The 19,204-nt window shown below is 69.2% G+C and carries 18 protein-coding genes and 1 tRNA gene; 5 read left to right on the forward strand and 14 right to left on the reverse strand.

Features of this window, described 5'->3' with window-relative positions; all coding sequences use genetic code 11:
• Positions 1 to 56: 56 nt before the first annotated feature.
• From ABD134_RS08580 to ABD134_RS08605, 6 genes are all read right to left on the reverse strand, one after another.
• Entirely contained in the window at positions 57 to 1,028 is a 972-nt protein-coding gene (locus ABD134_RS08580; protein WP_344228633.1) for a universal stress protein, read from the reverse strand.
• Between the two features lie 60 nt (positions 1,029 to 1,088).
• Positions 1,089 to 2,045: a spermidine synthase gene (locus ABD134_RS08585; protein ID WP_344228634.1), complete on the reverse strand. Its 957-nt coding sequence runs from the start codon at positions 2,043 to 2,045 to the stop codon at positions 1,089 to 1,091.
• Entirely contained in the window at positions 2,035 to 2,568 is a 534-nt protein-coding gene (locus ABD134_RS08590) for a GNAT family N-acetyltransferase (RefSeq protein WP_344228635.1), read from the reverse strand. Before ABD134_RS08590 ends, ABD134_RS08585 begins: the two co-directional genes overlap by 11 nt.
• A complete protein-coding gene (locus ABD134_RS08595) occupies positions 2,565 to 2,900 on the reverse strand; it encodes a thiamine-binding protein (RefSeq protein ID WP_344228636.1) in 336 nt (111 codons plus the stop codon). The genes ABD134_RS08590 and ABD134_RS08595 overlap by 4 nt, the downstream gene beginning before the upstream one ends.
• 50 nt (positions 2,901 to 2,950) lie before the next feature.
• Positions 2,951 to 4,297, reverse strand: coding sequence for an Nramp family divalent metal transporter (locus tag ABD134_RS08600; RefSeq protein ID WP_344228638.1), 1,347 nt, complete (start codon positions 4,295 to 4,297; stop codon positions 2,951 to 2,953).
• A 127-nt stretch (positions 4,298 to 4,424) separates the two neighbouring features.
• The gene (locus tag ABD134_RS08605; RefSeq protein ID WP_344228640.1) at positions 4,425 to 6,167 is read right to left on the reverse strand and encodes a gamma-glutamyltransferase; all 1,743 of its coding nucleotides are present in this window, start codon (positions 6,165 to 6,167) and stop codon (positions 4,425 to 4,427) included.
• Between the two features lie 159 nt (positions 6,168 to 6,326).
• Here ABD134_RS08605 and ABD134_RS08610 point away from each other — a divergent pair, with 159 nt between their 5' ends.
• On the forward strand, positions 6,327 to 7,415 hold the full coding sequence (locus ABD134_RS08610) for a DUF418 domain-containing protein (RefSeq protein WP_344228642.1): 1,089 nt from the start codon (positions 6,327 to 6,329) through the stop codon (positions 7,413 to 7,415).
• 3 nt (positions 7,416 to 7,418) lie between these two features.
• On the opposite strand, the gene ABD134_RS08615 is transcribed toward ABD134_RS08610, so the two are convergent.
• Positions 7,419 to 8,309, reverse strand: coding sequence for a glycerophosphodiester phosphodiesterase family protein (locus ABD134_RS08615; protein WP_344230802.1), 891 nt, complete (start codon positions 8,307 to 8,309; stop codon positions 7,419 to 7,421).
• 159 nt (positions 8,310 to 8,468) lie between these two features.
• Between ABD134_RS08615 and ABD134_RS08620 the strand changes: the two genes are divergently transcribed.
• A complete protein-coding gene (locus ABD134_RS08620) occupies positions 8,469 to 9,737 on the forward strand; it encodes a DUF445 domain-containing protein (protein WP_344228644.1) in 1,269 nt (422 codons plus the stop codon).
• Between the two features lie 18 nt (positions 9,738 to 9,755).
• Here the strand turns inward: ABD134_RS08620 and ABD134_RS08625 are convergent, their stop codons facing one another.
• From ABD134_RS08625 to ABD134_RS08640, 4 genes are all read right to left on the reverse strand, one after another.
• Positions 9,756 to 10,784: a hypothetical protein gene (locus tag ABD134_RS08625; protein WP_344228646.1), complete on the reverse strand. Its 1,029-nt coding sequence runs from the start codon at positions 10,782 to 10,784 to the stop codon at positions 9,756 to 9,758.
• Positions 10,785 to 10,824: 40 nt separating this feature from the next.
• On the reverse strand, positions 10,825 to 11,544 hold the full coding sequence (locus ABD134_RS08630) for an alpha/beta hydrolase (protein ID WP_344230804.1): 720 nt from the start codon (positions 11,542 to 11,544) through the stop codon (positions 10,825 to 10,827).
• A gap of 7 nt (positions 11,545 to 11,551) precedes the next feature.
• The gene (locus ABD134_RS08635) at positions 11,552 to 12,934 is read right to left on the reverse strand and encodes an endonuclease/exonuclease/phosphatase family protein (protein WP_344228648.1); all 1,383 of its coding nucleotides are present in this window, start codon (positions 12,932 to 12,934) and stop codon (positions 11,552 to 11,554) included.
• A gap of 389 nt (positions 12,935 to 13,323) precedes the next feature.
• Positions 13,324 to 13,396, reverse strand: a tRNA-Lys gene (locus tag ABD134_RS08640).
• 206 nt (positions 13,397 to 13,602) lie between these two features.
• Between ABD134_RS08640 and ABD134_RS08645 the strand changes: the two genes are divergently transcribed.
• The 3 genes from ABD134_RS08645 to ABD134_RS08655 all read left to right on the forward strand — a co-directional run bounded on the left by ABD134_RS08645 (position 13,603) and on the right by ABD134_RS08655 (position 16,107).
• Entirely contained in the window at positions 13,603 to 14,277 is a 675-nt protein-coding gene (locus tag ABD134_RS08645) for a hypothetical protein (protein ID WP_344228650.1), read from the forward strand.
• 178 nt (positions 14,278 to 14,455) lie between these two features.
• On the forward strand, positions 14,456 to 15,082 hold the full coding sequence (locus ABD134_RS08650; RefSeq protein ID WP_344228652.1) for a hypothetical protein: 627 nt from the start codon (positions 14,456 to 14,458) through the stop codon (positions 15,080 to 15,082).
• Between the two features lie 5 nt (positions 15,083 to 15,087).
• Positions 15,088 to 16,107 carry an inorganic phosphate transporter gene (locus ABD134_RS08655; protein ID WP_344228654.1) on the forward strand — a complete coding sequence of 340 codons (1,020 nt, stop codon included), beginning with the start codon at positions 15,088 to 15,090 and terminating at the stop codon, positions 16,105 to 16,107.
• A 36-nt stretch (positions 16,108 to 16,143) separates the two neighbouring features.
• Here the strand turns inward: ABD134_RS08655 and pstB are convergent, their stop codons facing one another.
• The 3 genes from pstB to pstC are packed head-to-tail and all read right to left on the reverse strand — an operon-like array spanning position 16,144 to position 19,108.
• On the reverse strand, positions 16,144 to 16,923 hold the full coding sequence (pstB, locus tag ABD134_RS08660; protein WP_159553339.1) for a phosphate ABC transporter ATP-binding protein PstB: 780 nt from the start codon (positions 16,921 to 16,923) through the stop codon (positions 16,144 to 16,146).
• Positions 16,924 to 16,955: 32 nt separating this feature from the next.
• The gene (gene pstA, locus ABD134_RS08665; RefSeq protein ID WP_344228657.1) at positions 16,956 to 18,140 is read right to left on the reverse strand and encodes a phosphate ABC transporter permease PstA; all 1,185 of its coding nucleotides are present in this window, start codon (positions 18,138 to 18,140) and stop codon (positions 16,956 to 16,958) included.
• Positions 18,140 to 19,108, reverse strand: coding sequence for a phosphate ABC transporter permease subunit PstC (gene pstC, locus ABD134_RS08670; protein WP_344228659.1), 969 nt, complete (start codon positions 19,106 to 19,108; stop codon positions 18,140 to 18,142). The genes pstA and pstC overlap by 1 nt, the downstream gene beginning before the upstream one ends.
• Positions 19,109 to 19,204 lie beyond the last annotated feature (96 nt).

A 19,204-nucleotide genomic window follows, 5' to 3' on the forward strand; every position in this document is an offset into this window, starting at 1 on the left:
GGTGAACCCGGTGAGCTTTGCGGGCAGAAATAAGTACCAATTTCTGCCCGCAAAGCTCAGGAGAAGGTGGGGCCGAAGCTGGCGCGGTGGGCCAGTCGGCTGTCCTTGAGGTACGGGACCACCATGACGGGACCGTGCGCGTGGGAGATGACGCCCTGGGAGGTCGAGCCCAGCAGGGCGCCGGTGAAGCCGCCGTGACCGCGGGTGCCGACCACGGTCAGCCGGGCCGTCTTGGACTCGTTGACCATGACGTCCACGGGGACACCGTCCACGATGTCCGAGGTGATCTCGAGGGACGGAAACTCCGATTTCAGCCAGTCGATGCCGGCCTCGAGCCGTTCCCGCATCTCCCCCACCAGGGACTGCTCGTCCACGGTGGCGGGCAGCCAGGCGACGGCCCCGGAGATCGGCGGCATGGCGATCACCACGCGCAGCGGGGACTGACGGACCTCGGCCTCGAGGGCGGCGGCGAGGGCCGCGATCCGGCCCTGTTCGGAACCGTCCACGCCCACGATGACGGGAACCCCGGCAGCGGCACGGGAGGCGTGCTCGCCCTTGGGGACGATCACCACGGGGCACTTGGCGTGGGCGGGCAGGGCGGAGGCCACGGACCCGAGCAACCGGCCGAAGAAGCCGCCGCGTCCACGCGTACCGGCCACCAGCAGGTTGGCGTTGGCGGAGTAGTCGACGAGGACCCCGGCGGCATCCCCCATCTCCACGCGATGCACGAGCGGCACCTCGAGCTGGCCGAGCTGATTGACCACGCCCTGCAGCACCTGCATGGCGCCGTCACGGATCATCGTGTCATCCGGAACGCCGTAGCCGGCCTCGAGGGCCGAGGCCGCGAACACGGGCATCGTGTAGGCGGTGACGAGGGTCAGCGGCAATCCGCGCAGCTCGGCCTCCCGGGCGGCCCACTTGGCGGCCGAGACGGACTGCTCGGAGCCGTCCACACCCACCACGATGCCGTGCGTGGTGGCGGCGTCCTGGGTGCTGGGGGTGTTGTCCTGTTCGTGCGAACCGGTCATGACGGCCTCCTGTCATTCACGCCGTTGTCCTCGTTGACACGGGCTGATGGTGATTCCAGTTTAGGACCCCAGCAACGGTTCCCCGCAGTACCTGGACCCCGCCGTGAAGTCATCGAGGGGTTCCACCAGGCGCGTGGGCAGGGGGTCGGACAGCAGGTGGCGCACGAGGGCGTCCCGGCGGGTGCCCCCTCCGGTCAACGGCCCGTTGCTCGCCACGAATACGATGTTGCCCCGGCGCCGCCCCTTGAGCATCTGTGGATCGGCCAGCGCGGCGACCGTGGAGAACGCCTCTCGGAGGGTCGCCGCCTCCTGCCGGGCCGCTGTCAGATCCGGGCCCCCGCCGTGATTGACGAGGTAGATCCCGTCTCCCACCACGCGGGCCGCGGCCCGGGCCGCCTCCACCCCGAGCAGGTGTCTGGGCGTGAACTGGTCCTTCGGAGTGGCCCCGGCGAACACGTCCCGGATGATCACGTCCCGGCTGCCCTCATGTGCCCCGGCCAGCACCTCGCCCGCTTCCGCCACCCGGATGCGCAGCTGCGGGGCGCGGGGAAGGGCGAAGCGCGCCCGTGCCAGGGCGGCCAGGCCGGCATCGAGTTCAACGGCGGTCTGCCGGGCATTCGGGAACCACACCGCCGCCCAGCGGGCCAGGGTGCACCCGGCGCCACCGAGGTGCAGGATCCGCAACCCGGCATCCGGTTCCCACCGGTGCATTATGACGGCGGCCATCCACCGCATGTACTCGAAGCCCAAGTCCAGCGGGGTCTCCGGATTGATCTGGGAAGACTCCGCCCCGTTGAGCTTGAGCAGCCAGGCGCCGTCCGTGAACGGGTCGCGCAGGATCTCGGCAGTGCCGGCGTCGATGGGGAAGACCCCGGGCTCGATGACCGGCTCGTCTGCGCCGCGGCGGCGGCCGCGTTCGACGCGGTGGTCCTTCACGCCGCCCTGGGCCGCCTTCGCCCCGGCTTTGCCGGCTTTCGCTCTGTTCTTGCCGGACTTCGAACCGCGGTCACCCGCCACGGCGCACCATGAGCCGTTCCGTCAGCCCGGACCAAGGGCCGTCCAGGGGTACAGGATCCCCCACGGCGGCGAAGCCGTGCCGCCGGTAGAAGGACTGGGCGCGGGCATTGTCCTCGACCACCCACAGCAGGCACGGGCTGTCGCCGATCGCCCGTTCGAGCAGGGCATCGGCCACGCCGCTGCCCTGGGCCTCCGCCAGGACGTACAGCGCGGAGAGTTGAGTCTGCGGCAGATCGGCATCCGGCGGGTCCTGGACGGGGCCGGCCGCGGCCAGGCCCACGCACCGACCCCGGGTGTCCTCCGCCATCCAGAGGACCTGCCCCTTCGCCATCAGCCCACGCCAGTGTTCGGCCTGGCGGTCCAGGGTGGCCTCCGCGGCGGCGAAGAACGATTCGTCCCGCAGGTGCCCGTAGGCCTCCCGCCAGGCCCGTGCCTTCATGGAGAGCACGGCCTCGAGGTCCGCCGGGGCGGCGTCGCGAACGTAGTAGCGGGTGCCGGCGGCACCGTGTCCTCGCCGGGTCACTGGTCCTTCAGGGCTGCTTCCAGCCGTTCGAGCTTGCCGTCCAACTCGCCGGTGTGGCCGGGACGGATGTCCGCCTTGAGAACCAGGGAGATGCGGGACCCGAAGGGGGCCACGGCCTCGACGGCCTGCTTGACCACGCCCATGACCTCATCCCATTCACCCTCGATCTCCGTGAACATCGAGGAGGTGCGGTGGGGCAGGCCGGAACCGCGGACCACCTTCACGGCCGCAGCCACGGCGTCGTGCACGGAACCGTCCCCGGGCCGGCTCTGGGCGGCCGGGCCATCGGGACGGGGGTTGCCGGAGGGGGAGACAGAGAAGGCGATGATCATGTGCCCAGTCTGCCCCACCACCCCCGGCGGACCGAAGCCCCCGGGCCGCGTCAGCCGTCGAAGAGCGGGGAGACAGCCTTGACCAGTTCGCTGCCACCCAGCACCACGAACACCAGGGCGGTGATGCCGAGCAGGCCGTTGTGCACCCAGTTGTTGCGGAATTGGGAGGGGACCAACCGCTTCTGGTTGTTCAGGACCAACAGGGTGACCGCCAGGAATGGCATGAACAGCGCGCCGAGCGTGCCGTAAAGCAGGATCAGGAAGATCGGCCGGTCCAGGAACAGCAGGGACATCGGCAGGATGGTCAGCCAGATCAGGTAGAAGCGGGCCGGCTTCGACCTCAGCGACGGGGCGTCGTCCTGGTCAAGGCTGTCCGCGGGCTTGCGGAAGTTCGTCCAGAAGTCGGCGAACATCAGGGAGACACCGTGCCAGACGCCCAGCAGGGAGGAGAAGGACGCGGCGAAGAAGCCGATGAGGAAGACGTAGGAGTATGCCTCGCCGTAGCGTTCGGCCAGCACGTTGCCGACATCCAGCAGCCCCTCGTCACCGGCGGAGATCGCCAGGCCGGCCGAGTGCAGCAGCTCCACGCCCATGATCATGGTGGCGATGACGAAGATGCCGGTGAGGGAGTAGGAGACCGCGTTGTCATACCGCATGACCTTCATCCACTTGGGCCGGTTCCAGCCCTTCTCACGTAGCCAGTACCCGTAGGCCGCCAGGGTGATGGTGCCGCCCACGCCGCCGGCCAGGCCGAGCACGTAGAACATGGACCCATCCTCTTCGGGGATGCGCGGGATGAGGCCGGTGAGGATCTCCCCGATGTTCGGAGCGGTCAGGAATGCGGACCACAGCACCGTGATGAACATGATGCCGATCAGCACCGTCATCAGCTTCTCGATGAGGTTGTACTTGTTGAGCCAGACCAAACTCATGCCAATCAGGCCGGCGGCGATCGCGAAGACCTTGGAGTCCACCGCCGGGAAGAGCGCCGACAGGGGCAGCGCCACCGAACTCATGGCGGTGGCACCGTAGACGAAGCCCCAGATGATGATGTAGATGCCGAAGTACCAGCTGGTCCAGACGCCGAGGGTGCGCCAGCCCTGGAAGATCGTCTTGCCGGTGGACAGGTAGTACCGGCCCACACCCTCCACGAGCACGATCTTGAAGATGACGCCCAGGACCACGGCCCACATCAGGGCATAGCCATAGCGGGAGCCCGCCGTCAGGGTGGCGACCAGGTCGGCCGCACCCACACCGGTCGCGGCTGCCACGATGCCCGGGCCCAGGGAATTCCATTTGACCTTGACGGGCGTCTCGTTGATCTCGGCGTCGGTGAAACCGACGATGTTCGGATTGTGGACGGGATGCCCCATGTCCACGTGGTCGCCTCTTGACATCTGTGCCCCTCGTTACTACTCCGTGCGTTGTGCACCACAGACTAGTGTGGTTGTCCGCGAGTCGAGGAATCTTCGTCGATCCTGCACCTGGGCACCGGCGCGACCTGCGGGGACACACCCTTACCTGTCAATCCGCCGGCACCACCGCCACGTCACCCTCACGCCGGGAATCCCTGGCCCCGGTGATGGTGCCGGCCCCGTAGTCGATCTCCAACGCCTGCACCGAGCCAAAGACGGCATCGGCCCGCTCGGTCACACGCGGCTGCCACCCACGCTGGCGGATCAGCGCGGCCACGTCTTGCGCGGGCTGTTCCTCCAGGGAGAGCGCACCGTCCTGGAGGTAGTGGCGCGGGGAGTCGACCGCTTCCTGCAACGGCACGTCCTGCAGGGCCCAGGGCACCATGACGGTGGCGAGGATCGCGGGGATGACCTGCCCGCCCGGGGACCCCAGTCCCATCACCACGCGGCCCTCGGAGTCCAGAACCAGGCTGGGCGTTGACCAGCTGACGGACTTGCGCCCCGGCTCCGGCTGGTTGGCGGGGGTGTCCAGGGCCTCGAACCGGGACAACTGGTTGTTGAGGAAGAACCCTCCGACGGTGCTGGACTCGGCGCCGCCCCAGAAGCTGGTGATCGTGTTCGTCATGGACACCGTCAGGCCTTCGTCGTCGACCACGGTCAGGTGCGTGGTGTTCCCCGCTTCAACAAGCTCAGCAGGTTCAGCGGGCGCAGCGGACTCGGTGGAGGAGGTGAGGGCCGGCGCCACCTCGGTCCGGGCCAGCTCGGCGTTGGCCTCCGGGTCCGTGAGCCGCTCCACGGGGACGTCCACGAAGGCCGGGTCCCCGAAGGACTCCGTCACGCTGGCATCCGCCACCTGCCAGGCCGCGGCCATGGCGTCCACGTACTCCGCGGAGCCGGGCTCGGTCTCCGCCACCCCGAGCGCCTCGGCGACCTGCAGGAATTGCACGACGGCGGCGCCCGGCAGCGGCGGTGCGGCCGAGACGTATTCGTAGTCACCGACCGGGCCGCTGACCGGTGTGGAGGTGACCGTCTCATAGGCGGCGAGGGACTCGGCATCGAGCCCGTCCACGGCGGTGAGGTCGTCCGCCAGGCTTCCCGTGTAGAGAGCGTCCGGGCCCTCTTGGGCGAGCGTCTTCAGGGTGGCCGCCAACTGGGTTTGGACCAGGGTCTCCCCCTCCTCGAGCGGCGCGGCTCCCCCCGCGCCCCCACCGGAGTGGAACGGGGCCTGCTCCTTGATGGCCCCGGGCCCGTAGTCAGAGCGCATCCGTTGGGCCAACAGGGGCGAGACCGGAAACCCCTCATCCGCCAGCTCGATGGCGGGGGCCAGCAACTCGGACCACTCCAGGGAGCCGTGTTCGGCGTGCAGGGTGGCCATACCGTCCACGAAACCCGGGACACCGGTGCCGGAGGAGGGGATGTTCCCGTCCTGGGCCACGGTCTCGCGGTAGTCATAGGCCTGCGGGTCACCGTCTCCGCGGGCGACCAGCGCCGAACCACCTCCCCCGATGCCCGAGGCGAAGGGTTCCACCACGGCCACGGCGAAGGCGGTGGCGATGGCGGCATCGGCGGCATTGCCGCCCTGTTCCAGGATTTCGGCCCCGACCTCCACCGCCGCCGGGTGTCCGGCGGCGACTGCCTGCTCCTGGAGGGCCGCCTCGGAGGCCGACGGGGCCGGCGTCGTTCCGGGGGTGCCGTTCGAGGGTGGACCGGAGGCTGAGGAGGATGGGGAGCCGGACGCCGGTCCGGACGGTTCATCCGGTGCTGGGGAGGCGCATCCGGCCAGGGCCAGCAGCGCGGCCGAGAGGGCGGCCACGCGGGCCAGGGCGGGGACGGAGGTGCGGGACCGCTGCATCAGGGTTCCTCGGGTGCTCGAGTACGGCGGGCCCGAGCGATCCTAACGGTTCCGCCTGCATGCCGTCTGGGCGGCGGCTGGGCGCCTCAACCAGTCGCCTTCTCTACACTGCCCACGACCTCCCCCGCCACCACCACCGCACAGGACAGAATGGCTTCCATGACCCCAGCCAACGTGCCGGCCGCCTCGGATTCCTCCGCGGCGTCTCCGCCCCCCGGCGTGCGCCTGACCGGCCTCGACGCGGCCCGGGCACTGGCCATCGTCGGCATGATCGCAGTGAACGTGGGTCCTCGGGGAGAGCCAGGGATGGCGGGATTCGTGTACGACCTGCCGGTGGGGCGGGCCTCCATCCTGTTCGTGGTGCTGGCCGGGGTGGGGATGTCCTTCCTGACCCGGGCCGCCCGCGCACCCAGCGGGCGGCTGCCGTGGCGGACAGTGCTGTGGCGCTCCGCGCTGCTGTTCGCCGGCGGACTGGCCCTGCAGGAACTCGGCCACAACGTCAGTGTCATTCTCGCCGTGTACGGGGCGCTGTTCCTGCTGTCCCTGCCGTTGCTGAGGGCTCCGACGCCGGTCCTCGCCGCCCTGGCAGGAATCCTGTTGGCCGTGGGACCCGTGGTCTGGATCGGGGTGCAGCTGGCCTCCGGGACCGTCTTCCAGTTCGCCGACCCGGACCTGAGCAACGACGTGCCCCACCTGCTCCACCGGATCTTCATCTCCGGCTCCTACCCGGTACTCGTGTGGTGTGTGCCCTTCCTGGTGGGGCTCATCCTGGGACGGGCGCCGTTGACCGACCGCAGGCTGCAGAAGCGGCTGGTGCTGTGGGGCGGTGGTGCGGCCGCCGGCGCCTACGCACTCTCGCAGGTGCTGATCCGGCTGCTGGGCCAGCCGGGCGACGAGATCGGCTGGGACCGGCTCCTGTCCGCCGTGGGACACTCGCAGATGCCGTTGTGGCTGATCTCCAGCATCGGTACGGCACTGGTGGCCATCGGCGGGCTCCTCTGGGCCGGGGACCTCGTGGACCGCCGCCTGGGGATGCTGGTCTCGGCCGGACGGCTGTCCCTCAGCATCTACGTGGCGCACCTGTTCGTCCTGGCCGCCATCATCCGGCCGGAGCCGCACACCCTGCTCCGGGGCTACCTCATCACGATCGTGTTGTCCGCGGTGCTGGTCCTACTGGCCCACTTGTGGGTGAGATGGCGGCCGATCGGACCACTGGAGCAGCTCATGCGCCTGCCCGGGAGGCGCTGACGTTCAGGCCGGGGTGCCGACCAGCACGCGCTCATGGCGTCGCACCCGCTCCAGCACACGGGCCGGCAGGTTCGTGGTGATCTGCTGCACCCCGGCCCTCAGCAGCAGGTCCACGTCCTCGTCCCGGTCCGCCGTCCACACCCGCAGGGTGCGCCCCGCGGCGAGCCACGCCTTCACGTCGGCCAGATTCTGGCGCACGTAGGCGAGCCCCGGCCCGGCGATGCCGGTACGGCCCTCCCAGATCAACCGTTCGCCGTCCGCCACGGCCTGGCGCAGCGTGGCCCGCACGGCGGCACGGCTCAGTGGGCCGAGGTTGAAGCGGCTCGGCACCGGCTCGGCGGGCACCACGGAGAGTAGCTGGCACAGGTACTCGGAACCCACGAACGGCGCGAGGTACTGCAGGGAGCCGGCGTAGAAGCTCATGAACGTCACCTCGACCGCCCCGATCGCCGAGGTCTCCGGATCCCAGCCGGCACCCAGCAGCCAGGACAGGGCGCGTTCCTCGAGCTCATGACCGAAAGGGCTCGGATGCTTGAGCTCCAGGGCCAGCCGCACGGGGCGGCCGGCGGCAACGAGCAACTCGACCAGGTCCGGCAACGTCAGCAGCTGGGCGGAGGCGGAACCATACTCGCCCGGGATCCGCACGCCCTTCCACCGGTGGAAGTCGAGCCGGCGCAGCTCGGCCAGCGTATGGTCCGCCACGGAACCTGATCCGTCTGAGGTGCGCTCCAGGGTCGGATCGTGCAGGCAGACCAGGTGCCGGTCCCGGGTCAGGTGGACGTCCACCTCCACGCCGTCCGCGCCCTCGGCGAGTGCGTGCAGGAACGCCGCGCGGGTGTTCTCGGCGTAGGCTCCGGAGGACCCCCGGTGGGCGATCACCAGCGGTCGCCGCAACGGCCGGTGCCGGTCGACGTCGGTATGGCTCGGGGTGGTGCCGGGGCCTGGGGTGTCGAACACATCCTCAGGCTAGGGGGCCCGCCCCACGGAAACCGCCGGCGGCAGGCGTCGGGCTGGTTAACTTGTGCTGACACTTTGACCCCGGCCGGAGGACCTATGGAGAACATGATGCTCGACGCCGGCCCCTCCGAGGCCCAGCGCGCCTCCGCCCTGCGCCGGATGAAGGCGGTGGCCACGGGCGTCCTGGTGCTGCTGGCGGCGGTCTTCGTGGTGTCCTTCGCCCTGCAGGATGACCACCCCTGGCTGAGGTATGTCCGGGCGGCAGCCGAGGGCGGCATGGTGGGCGCCCTCGCCGACTGGTTCGCGGTCACCGCCCTGTTCCGGCACCCGATGGGCTTGAAGATCCCGCACACGGCGATCATTCCGCGGAAGAAGGACACCATCGGGGAGTCCCTGGGAGCTTTCGTGCAGGAGAACTTCCTGGACGGGGACGTGGCCCGGGAGAAGCTCGCCGGGCTGAAACTCGCCGACCGCACCGGGGCCTGGCTGCGCCAGCGCCCGCATGCGGAGCGGGTGGCGGTGGAGGTCTCCGCCTCCGCCGAACGGATCCTGGATGCCATGGACGATGTCCTGGTGCGGGACCTGCTGGCCAATCTGGCCCAGAAACACATGATCGACCCCGATTGGGCGCCCACTCTGTCCGAGGTCCTGGGCAAGGTGACCGCCGAACGCCACCACGATCAGGTGGTGGACCTGCTGGTGGCCCGGACCGGAGACTGGGTCACCCGGCACCCCGAGTTCTTCCTGAACAGCGTGCGGCAACGTTCCCCGCAGTGGGTGCCGGGCGTCGTCGACCAATTGCTGGCCGAGCGGATTCATGCCGAGGCCCTGAAGTACCTCGCTGCCGTGCGAGAGGATCCGGACCACGAGCTGCGCCGCTCCGTGGATGACTGGCTCGCGGACCTGGTGACTGACCTGCACCGGGATCCGGCCACCAGGGCGAAGGTGGAGCAGGCCAAGAGGGAGCTGTTCAACGATCCGCGCATGCGGGAGTGGGCCGAGCGGGCGTGGGCGACGACCAAGTCGGCGCTGCTGGCCCAGCTGCGGGATCCCGGGTCTGACCTGCATCTGGCCCTGGTGGCCGCCCTGCAGGACGTCGGCGTCCGGCTCGAGGAGGATCCGGCGCTGGCGGGCCGGGTGGACGGCTGGGCCTCCGACGGCGCCCAGCACCTGGCCCGCCGCTACGGTCCGGAGCTGGTGGCGATCTTCGGCGAGACCATCCAACGCTGGGATGGCCGGCAGGCCTCCCGCACCATCGAGCTGTACCTGGGCCGGGACCTGCAGTTCATCCGGATCAACGGCTCCATCGTCGGAGCCCTGGCCGGCCTGGCGATCTACACGGTCGCCACGCTGGCCTTCGGCTAGCTGTACTGACGGGGCGGTTCACTGTCCGCGGATGCGGTTCCGGCGGTGTTCGGCGCGGGCGGCCTCCACGTCCGCCGCGAACCCGGCCGGGTCCTCCGCCTTCAGGGCGTCGAGGGTGCCGTCCGCACGCAGTGCCTCGATGTCCGCGCGCACGTCATCCTCGAGTAGGGCCGCCAAGTCCGGATCCGTGCCGGTGTCCTCCGCCTCCGCGGTCAACTCTCCCGCCCCACGGGAGCCCGAGTCGGAACGCCGTGGTTTCGGTTTCTTCCCGGCCGGCAGGGCCTGGAGGTCCGTCACCAGCCCCCCGGGCAGTGATGCCGGCAGGGGCCCGAAGATGTTCTGGGCCGCCTTGATGACGCTCTTGCCCATGGACCGGTTACCGACGCCGCCGATCACGGCGCCCACCCCGAAGGGCACCAGGCGACCGAGCATGCCGGCACCCTGCCGGACGATGAACTTCTTCATAAACATGCGTTTCATCTGCTGGAACAGCGCATCGGAGATGCCTGACGCCCCGGAGATGGCAGCCACCGCGCCTGCCAGCGGGCCGGACCCGGAGCCATTCGCCTGGCTGGTGAAGTCACGCAGGAGCTTGCGGCCGTCATCACCGAGCATCACGGCCATGACCAGGGTCTGCGCGCGCTGCGGGTCGTCGGTGGTCACCCCCATCAGCTCCGCCACGGACTGGGCGTACAGGGCCGTGGCCTCGAGGAAGCCAATGGTGGCCGCGGCGGAGAGGCCCAGGGCGGCGGCCGTGCCGACCCCCGGCACCACGGCGGTACCCCCGACGGCGGCCCCGCCTCCGGTGACCGCGGTCAGGTACTGCGTCCCCAGGCGTTCGGCGAGCTGGGCTGGAGTCTCCTCCGGATGTGATCGGCGCAGGCGGTTGAGATTGCGCAGCACCAGCGGGCGCTGGACCTCGACGGCCTTGAGCACGATCTTCTGGAAGGCCGGGGTCGGGTTCCCATGCGGGTCCACGGCCCGGTTCAGGGCGAAATCGGTCGCCTTCTGCCCGGCGACCGTCGAGATGATCGATTTCTTTGCCATGGTGCTGGCCTCCTGGAACTGGTGAATCCTACCGACGACGCTACCGGAGCGTGTGCTTCAGGAAGATCCGGACGTCCCGGGCCTCCTCGGCGCTCATCCCGTGCCCCATGCCCTCATAGGTGCGGGCCGTGAGCCGGGTGTTGGCGTCCAGCCAGCCGGCCGTGTACGCGATGGCATCCGGGTTGATGACGAGATCCTCCACGTCCCGGCCCCAGAAGAAGGGCCTGGGCCCCGGGCCCTCCGGGGGCGAGTCCAGGGTCTCCAGCAACGGGTTGGAGAGCACGAAGCCGCTGAGGCCCACCACGCAGCTGAAGGCCTCCGGTCGGAGCCGGTACACCGTGGAGGCCATGGCCATCCCCTGGGAGTGGCCCAGCACCGAGACCGTCCGGAAGCCGCTCCGGGTGACCTCATCGGCATCGAGCAGGTCGAAGACCCGATGGGCGGCCGCCACCACCTCGGCGAAGTCGTTCGTCAGGAAATAGTCCAGCAGGAACCAGCCCCAGGCGCCCGGATCGGAGCCTGGACCGGCCCCGGCACCGTCCGTGCCCTCCATGACCGGCGCGGCGCCGGCGTCGATCTCGAACCCGCCGCGTACGGCCAGGCCCGTGGCGTTCTCGGGAAGCATCCCGAAGTAGGCCTGGGCGGCCCGGACCTCGTTGGACCCGTAGCCGTGGATGACCAGCACGAGGTCAGTGCCGTGGCGCTGCGACTCGGGCCGTGACCAGACCACGTGGTGGCCGGTGGACAGGGTCTCCCGCACGGGCCCGTCAGTCGCTTCCGGAGCCGAGGTCGAGGTCGGTCCAGACCAGGCGGTGCTCACTCGGGGTGGTCTCGTTGGGTTCGCCCGGTTCGCCACCGGGGGCATTGGCGCGGGTGAGGTGCGAGCCGAGCTGACCGGACTGGGGCCAGAAAACGCCGGACGCGGCGGTGGTCAGGGAGGACGACGGCAGCAGGTAGTCCGATCGTGCCACCGTCCAGTCACCGCCCTCACGGCCCACCACCTCGGTGGCCATAGGATGCTCGTCCCCGGTGAGGGCCCCGGCGCCGCGCGAGGTGGGCTCCGGGTCCTGGATCGCCTCCGACTCCAGCAGGCCGGCGATGACCGAGGGATGCTCCTCATCGTCCAGGGCGGTGCCGGTCAGCGGTCCGAACTCGCCGGCCAGGATGAAGGACTCGCCCTCGCCCAGACCGCCGGACTGACCCTCGTCGTCCTCGATGTAGGCGGAGTCTGCCGGGTCACCTGAGACGTAGTCCGCCCACAGCCGCATCTCGTCGTGGTGACGTTCCGCTCCACCGAAGCCGTTCTCGCCATCATCCGGCCGGGCGGCCAGCACGTGCACGGTCTGGTCGCCGACCTGTACGGGGATGTCCCAGTGCGAGGTGGACGAGAGCCGCAGGACGGACCGCTCGAGATCGGAGAAGGTGTCCTCCGGGATGGCGTTGCCCGGCATGGAATCCCACGGCAGTTCCTGGAAGGTGCGGATGCCCTCCGTGTCCAGGGGATGCTTGGAGTACAGCAACATGCCGTGCTGGCCAGCGAACTCGCCTGGGCCGAACGCGTCCCCGGGGCCGCCGATGATGCCGTCGTTGTCCAGGTCCGCCCCGGTGTCCACTCCGTTGTTGACCTCGGCCACGTACATGTAGGGGTAGTCGATGCCCTGCTGCCCACCCGTTCCGACGGCCAGGTAGTTCGTCCGGAAGGACTGGGCGAACTCCTCGCCGCCGTCCACGTCCACGTCCGTCAGCAGCACGATGTCCGGCGCGGCCCGCTGGACGGTCTCGGCCACCTGCTGCCCCTGCTCATCCCCGGGGGCGGAGAGATCTTCGGTCAGCTCCCCGGGGCCGGAGCGGCTCAGCCCGGCCGAGAAGGTGGCGACCCGCAGGTTATCCGGGGCTGCGGAGGGCACCTGCCCCTCCTTGATCCACAGCATCTGCCGCAACAGGTCGGGGTTCTCGGGAAGGGCGTCGTTGAAGTCGAAGGAGGCCACGCGTTGCGCCGGCGAGATCGAGGTGTGCGCTACGGGTGTTCGCTGGATGGCCGGTGCGGCCGTCGCCGCGGGTGCGGCAAGCAGCGCCGCCACGGCGGCTGCAGGCACAAGGGCACCGCCAAGCACCATGCGCCGACGGAGCACCCGGGGGAAAGCACTCATGCGCCCCACCCTAGGCATGGACACCCTTCGGCGATAGGGCCACCCCGGGGCCGCGAGGGCAGGTCACGGCACTGATCGGGCGATGACCGAACTCAACGGACCGGCCCAGAACCGCGAGGACAGCGCGTGTCGCGGCCACTATCTTCAGAGTGGTTCAACGGTTCCGCCCCTCATTCGAGCCGCAGAACTCGTCATGCGGTTATCAAATCTTGATCTGGGCAGTGCCACCGAGACTTTTCCGAAACATTTGCGGTCAACCTGATTCCTGGAGACCGGAACGGCGGGGACTGCCGACGTCGCAGCTCGGGTGAGGAGCGAGCACACCTTGGCATAGGGCACGGAAACGGCCCCTGACCCGGCGTGATGCCGATTCAGGGGCCGCTGTGCGGTGGGCCCTGCGGGGATCGAACCCGCGACCCGCGGATTAAAAGTCCGATGCTCTGCCAACTGAGCTAAAGGCCCTGGCCAGCCAGTGGCCGCATCCCATGCTAGCGGACAGACGCCCCCCGGAGGCCATCGCTCGCCCGGTGCCCGAGGCCAAGACCGTGCCGCCGGTGAAGGCGTACCGTGGAGTGGGTTCCCGGTGGCGCCGCCCCTTGCAGTACCACGCCCCACGCGGGATCGTGACCCAGAGCAGACACACCCCCTCCCGGAAAGGTGGCCCTCCCGTGACATCCTCCCGGAAACGTTCCGGCCGGTCCCCGAGCTCGACAGCGGCCGGCACCGCCCGCCGTCACCGGCCACGGCCGTTCGCCCCGGACCAATTCTCCGCCTTCCAAGGTGGCGCCGATCCTGCGGTCACCGCAGAGGGCGCGGCATTGCTGGCCCGCGCCCTGGTCGACGGCGGCCGGTCCACCTCAGACCGGTCAGCGATCCGGCGGCTGGTCGGTCTGGTCGAGGAGGCCGGGATCGACACCGTGGCCCAGTGGTGGGCCGATGCCCCGGCGATCTCCCTGAGCGGTGTCCTCTGGCGTCTGTACGCCCTCCGCTCGGCGACGATTCGCAACGGGGCCCAGTGGGCCGCCTGGTACCGTGCCGGCCACGACGCGCATGTGGCCCGCGCCGTGGCGGGGCCGGTCGAACCGCCCGGCGCAGGCGAACTGCAGCAACTGACGACCGACATCCTCACCGGGGCCTTCACCGGAGACTTCGACGTGGCACTCGAGCGGGCCGCCGCCTACAGCCGGGTGATCTGCCTGGGCCAGGCACACCACTCCGAGGCCCTTGAGGCCGGCCAGCCTGCCCAGGCCGCTGTCCTGCTGCACCAGGCCAAACGGCTCCTGGGCACCGCCGAGGAACTCGAGGAGGCGGCCGCCGCCTGGCGCCGCGGCACGCTCGATTGAGCCGAGGGCTGACAACAACGGCACCGGTGGACATCCGCGCCCCGGACCGCGCACACTGGATACCGGTGCCGGACCGCGGTAACCCCGGGCTCCAATATTCTGCCGCTACGAGCGGCCACTCGCCGAGAGGCGTTCCCGGTCCGGCACCGCCCCCTTGAGCGGGATACCCTCTTCTTTGATGAACCTCTCACTGTCCTCCCTCCTCGCCCCAGACACCGCAAGCCTCGAACACCTCGCAGCCCTGGCGGATGGCCTGGGTGCCGCCGTGCATCAGGTCGCCCAGTTGATGGGCTCCTCCAAGCCCGCCGCTGAGGACGTCAGTACCCGGTTGTCCGAGATCGACAGCGAGTCCAGCGTCCGCCACATGGCCTTGCTCACCAGCCTGCGCAGTTCCTTCATCACGCCCCTGCCACGCCAGGACCTCTACCTGATGGCGGACGGACTCAACAATGCCGTGGAGAAGGTCTGCAATGCCGGACTGCTCATCGTCTCCACCGAGCAGTACCGATTGCCGGCCGAGGCCATGGACGTCCTGGAGACCTTGGGACGGCAAGCTGAGCTCCTCAAGGAGGCCACTGCCCAGTTCCGGACCCTTGATGCCCTCGAGGAGACCTGGATCCAGCTCCAGCGCAACTCGAAGCGCGCCGAGCGCGTCATGGTCGAATGGGTCTCCGGGATGACCGGTGACCTGCTGCAGCGCAGCTACAACCGGCAACGGGAGGCAGCGCACGCCGTGGATGCCGCCATCGTCGCCGTCCGGCAGGTCACCGTCCACGTTGGCAGTGTCCTGGTGCAGGAGTCCTGACGGACGTGTCCCCCCTCGTCCTGGTCCTGCTGTGCCTCGTGCTCGCCCTCACGGTCGGGTACGGGCTGCTCAACGGCATGCGGGACGCGCCCAACGCAATAGCCCTGCCAGTCCGCAGCCGGGCCCTCACGCCGGGGGTGGCCCTGCTCCTGGCCGCCGTGATGAACCTCGGCGGCGGAATCCTGTCCGGTGGCCTGCTGACCGCCGTGTGGCGGGAGCTCCCCCCAGCCATCCCCGACGGCGGACCGGGCCTGCTGATGGCCGTCGTCGCCTTGGCCGTTGCGATCGCCTGGGGGCTGTTCGCCTGGCAGCGCGGCCTGCCCGTATCCATGACGCATGCCCTCATCGCCGGTCTCATCGGGGCCGGCGTGGCCCTGACCGTGACCGGTGACGCCTCCTTCGAGGGGATCTGGTCCCCCGTGTTGGTCACCGCGATGCTGGTGGGGCTGCTGCTGACCCCGCTGCTGGGCAGCTTCCTGTCCTGGATCCTCGTCACCCCGGCCACCTGGTTGGCCCGCGATGCCGCGCCCGGCGCGGTCAACCACACCGCCCGCATGGGGCTGGCGATCACCGGTGCCGCCAACGCCCTCGGCCACGGCGTGCAGTCCGGCCAGCGGATGGCCTTCATGGTTGCCCTCGCCCTCACCGCCATCGGCCGGCCCGACGCGATGGGTTGGTGGATTCCGGTGGCGACCGGTCTCATCCTAGCCATCGGCACACTGTTCGGCGGGTGGCGTGTTGCCCACACCCTCACGGAGAAGCTCGTGCACCTGGACCCGCTGCGCTCCGCGGTGGCCTCAACCGTCAGCGCCGGGCTGCTGTTCGTGGGCTCGTTCGCCCTCCACCTGCCCCTGTCCTCCACCCATGCCGCAGCGGCGACCATCCTTGGCGCCGGCCAGAACCAGCGCTATACCGCGGTCCGCTGGCAGCAGGTCCAGCGGGTCATCGGCTACTGGCTCGCGACCCTGGTGGTGCCCGCGGCCGCGGCGCTCATCCTCGCCGCAGCAGCCAGCCCGCTGTTCTGAGGCGAGCCCAGCCTGAGCTGAGCCTGCCGGCGGTGGTCAGCCGAAGCGGCCGGAGACGTAGTCCTCGGTCTGCTTGTTGGCCGGGTTGTTGAAGATGACGGAGGTCTCGTCGTACTCGATGAGCTTGCCGGGCTTGCCGGTGCCTGCGATGTTGAAGAACGCCGTCTTGTCAGCCACTCGAGCAGCCTGCTGCATGTTGTGCGTCACGATCACCACGGTGAACTCGTTCTTCAGCTCATTGATCAGGTCCTCGATGGCCAGGGTGGAGATCGGGTCCAGGGCGGAGCAGGGCTCGTCCATGAGGATTACATCCGGCTCCACGGCGATGGAACGGGCGATGCACAGTCGCTGCTGCTGGCCGCCCGACAGGCCGGAGCCTGGCTTGTCCAGCCGGTCCTTGACCTCATTCCAGAGGTTGGCTCCGCGCAGGGACTTCTCCACGATCCCGTCCGCCTCCGAGCGGGACATCCGAGCGCCGTTAAGCTTGTGACCGGCCAGGATGTTGTCCCGGATGGACATGGTGGGGAAGGGGTTCGGGCGCTGGAAGACCATGCCCACCTGCGTGCGGACGGTGACCGGGTCCACGCCCGAGGCGTAGACGTCCTCGCCGTCCAGGAGCAGCCGTCCCTCGGCGCGCGCCCCGGGGAGAACCTCGTGCATGCGGTTGATGGTCCGCAGGAAGGTGGTCTTGCCGCAACCCGACGGGCCGATGAACGCGGTGACGGACCGGGGTTCGATGTTGATGTTGACGCCTTCCACAGCCAGGAAGTTGCCGTAGTAGACGTTGAGGTCAATGGCTTCGATGCGCTTTGACATGTGGATTCCTCTGTCTTTCGTCTCTGCTCGGCTTAGCGGCCGGAGTTCTTCGGCGCGAACGCCTTGGCGATGATGCGTGCGGCCAGGTTCAGCAGCATCACGATGACGATCAGGACCAGGGCCGCGGCCCAGGCACGGTCCGCCGAGGGCATGCCGGCAGCCGGCGCGGTCGGGTTCATCAGCTGGCGGTAGATGAACACCGGCAGTGCCGTCATCCACTCGCCGAACGGATTCCAGTTGGTCGCGGCCGCATAGCCAGCGGTCACCAGGATCGGTGCCGTCTCGCCCGTCACACGAGCAATGGCCAGGGTGATGCCGGAGGCGATACCGGACATGGCCGTGGGGAGCACGACCTTGAAGATGGTCCGCCACTTGCGCACGCCGAGGGCATAGGACGCCTCCCGGAGCTCGTTCGGGACCACTCGAAGCATCTCCTCGGTGGAGCGGACCACCACGGGGATCATCAGCACGGACAGGGCGATGGCCGCCGTCAGGCCCATCTTGATCATCTGCACGTGCCGCGGTGTCTCCCCGATGAACGTGGTGATGAACAGTTCCATCAGGGCGAACGCGAACAGGCCGGCCACGATCGAGGGGATGCCGGTCATGACATCCACGAAGAACACGATGGCGCGGGAGAACCAGCCGCCCCGGCTGTACTCCACCAGGTAGATCGAGGTCAGCAGGCCGATCGGAACCGAGATGATCGTGGCCATCAGCGTGATCATCAGGGTGCCGGCCAGGCCGTGCAGGAAGCCGCCCTGCACGGAGCCGCCCTCATTCTGTGTCGCGATGTCATCCGCGCCGGTCACGCCGCTCATGTCTGTCCACAGCAGTTGCGGATTGGCCAGCAGCGTGGGCAGGCCGTTGGCGAACACGGTCCAGACCACGGAGATCAGCGGGATGAGCGCCAGGATGAAGGCGGACCACACGAGGTTGCGCCAGATGCCGTCCGTGGCACGGCGTTTGTTCTCGATGACGTAGGTGGCGGCGTACATGCCGGCGATGTAGAGAATGGCGGCGAAGATCAGCCAGCCGGTCCAGCTGAAGGATCCGCCGCCCAGCAGGGCCGTGAGGCCGGCGGCCAGGACCAGCGCGCCGATGGCGACGGCGATCCAGGTCCAGCGCGGCATCTGTCCGGCAGTCAGGGAGTTCTTCCTGGTTCCGCCCGGTTGCGGGGCGACGCCCCGCTGGGTGGTGTCAGTTGAGGTGGTCATCAGTTCGCTCCCGAGAATTCCTTGTGCCGGTTGACGATCCAGCGCGCGATCATGTTGACCACGAGGGTGATGATGAAGAGCATCAAGCCGGCTGCGATCAGCTCGGACTGGCGCATGCCGAAGGCCTCGGGGAAGTTCAGGGCGATCTCAGACGGGATGGTCGCGTTCCGCCCAGAGGTGATGATGCTCCACGAGAAGATGCCCGGGGAGAGCACCAGGGTGACGGCCATGGTCTCGCCGAGGGCTCGGCCGAGACCCAGCATGATCGAGGAGATGATGCCCGCCCGGGCGAACGGGAAGACGGTCATCCGGATCATCTCCCAGCGGGTGGCACCGAGCGCCAGGGCGGCTTCCTCGTGCAGCTTGGGGGTCTGGATGAAGATCTCGCGGCAGAGGGAGGTGATGATCGGCAGGATCATCACGGCCAGCACGATCGCGGACGTCAGCAGGGCGCGGCCGGTATTGCCGGCGTCGCCTCCGAACAGGGGGATCCATCCCAGGTACTCGTGCAGCCACTTGTAGAGAGGCACCACCCCCCCGGCCAGCGTGGTCATGCCCCATGCGCCGAAGACCACGGACGGAATGGCCGCCAGCAGGTCGATGACGTAGCCGACCGGGGTCGCCACCGACTTGGGGGCATAGTGCGAGATGTAGAGGGCGATCCCCACCGCCACCGGGGTGGCCAGCAGGATGGCGATGATGGAGGCGATCAGCGTGCCGGCCATGAGCGGCCAGACGTACTGCCAGAACGTGTCCGCGCTCTCGATGGTGTCCTGAGTGGAGAAGACCTCCGGCCACAGGGCCGGTAGGGACTCGACCAGCAGGAAGATCGCGACGAACGCCAGGACCAACAGGATGATGACGCCTGCCGCTAGGGCCAGGCCGGAGAAGACCTTGTCCCCTGCTGCGCCGCCACGCGACGCGGTGAGCGACGACTTCTTAGCCGGCTCAGTGGCAGTTTCAGTCACGGTGACTCCCCTCGGAGTTCGTGGTGCGGACCCGGGGTCCACATCTCAGGAATGGATGGCGTGTAAAGCATGGCACAGCCGCCGACCCTACTTGAG

Origin of the sequence: Citricoccus alkalitolerans (assembly GCF_039528175.1) — a bacterium.
GTDB classification, from domain to species: Bacteria; Actinomycetota; Actinomycetes; order Actinomycetales; family Micrococcaceae; genus Citricoccus; species Citricoccus alkalitolerans.

Bases quoted from the DNA above. Each gene is read 5' to 3' on its own strand.
- ABD134_RS08620 (WP_344228644.1), top strand. From the start codon at position 8,469: ATGGAGAACATGATGCTCGACGCCGGCCCCTCCGAGGCCCAGCGCGCC.
- pstB (WP_159553339.1), bottom strand. From the start codon at position 16,923: ATGTCAAAGCGCATCGAAGCCATTGACCTCAACGTCTACTACGGCAAC.
- pstA (WP_344228657.1), bottom strand. From the start codon at position 18,140: ATGACCACCTCAACTGACACCACCCAGCGGGGCGTCGCCCCGCAACCG.
- ABD134_RS08600 (WP_344228638.1), bottom strand. From the start codon at position 4,297: ATGTCAAGAGGCGACCACGTGGACATGGGGCATCCCGTCCACAATCCG.
- ABD134_RS08610 (WP_344228642.1), top strand. From the start codon at position 6,327: ATGACCCCAGCCAACGTGCCGGCCGCCTCGGATTCCTCCGCGGCGTCT.
- ABD134_RS08605 (WP_344228640.1), bottom strand. From the start codon at position 6,167: ATGCAGCGGTCCCGCACCTCCGTCCCCGCCCTGGCCCGCGTGGCCGCC.
- ABD134_RS08580 (WP_344228633.1), bottom strand. From the start codon at position 1,028: ATGACCGGTTCGCACGAACAGGACAACACCCCCAGCACCCAGGACGCC.
- ABD134_RS08595 (WP_344228636.1), bottom strand. From the start codon at position 2,900: ATGATCATCGCCTTCTCTGTCTCCCCCTCCGGCAACCCCCGTCCCGAT.
- ABD134_RS08635 (WP_344228648.1), bottom strand. From the start codon at position 12,934: ATGAGTGCTTTCCCCCGGGTGCTCCGTCGGCGCATGGTGCTTGGCGGT.
- ABD134_RS08650 (WP_344228652.1), top strand. From the start codon at position 14,456: ATGAACCTCTCACTGTCCTCCCTCCTCGCCCCAGACACCGCAAGCCTC.
- ABD134_RS08625 (WP_344228646.1), bottom strand. From the start codon at position 10,784: ATGGCAAAGAAATCGATCATCTCGACGGTCGCCGGGCAGAAGGCGACC.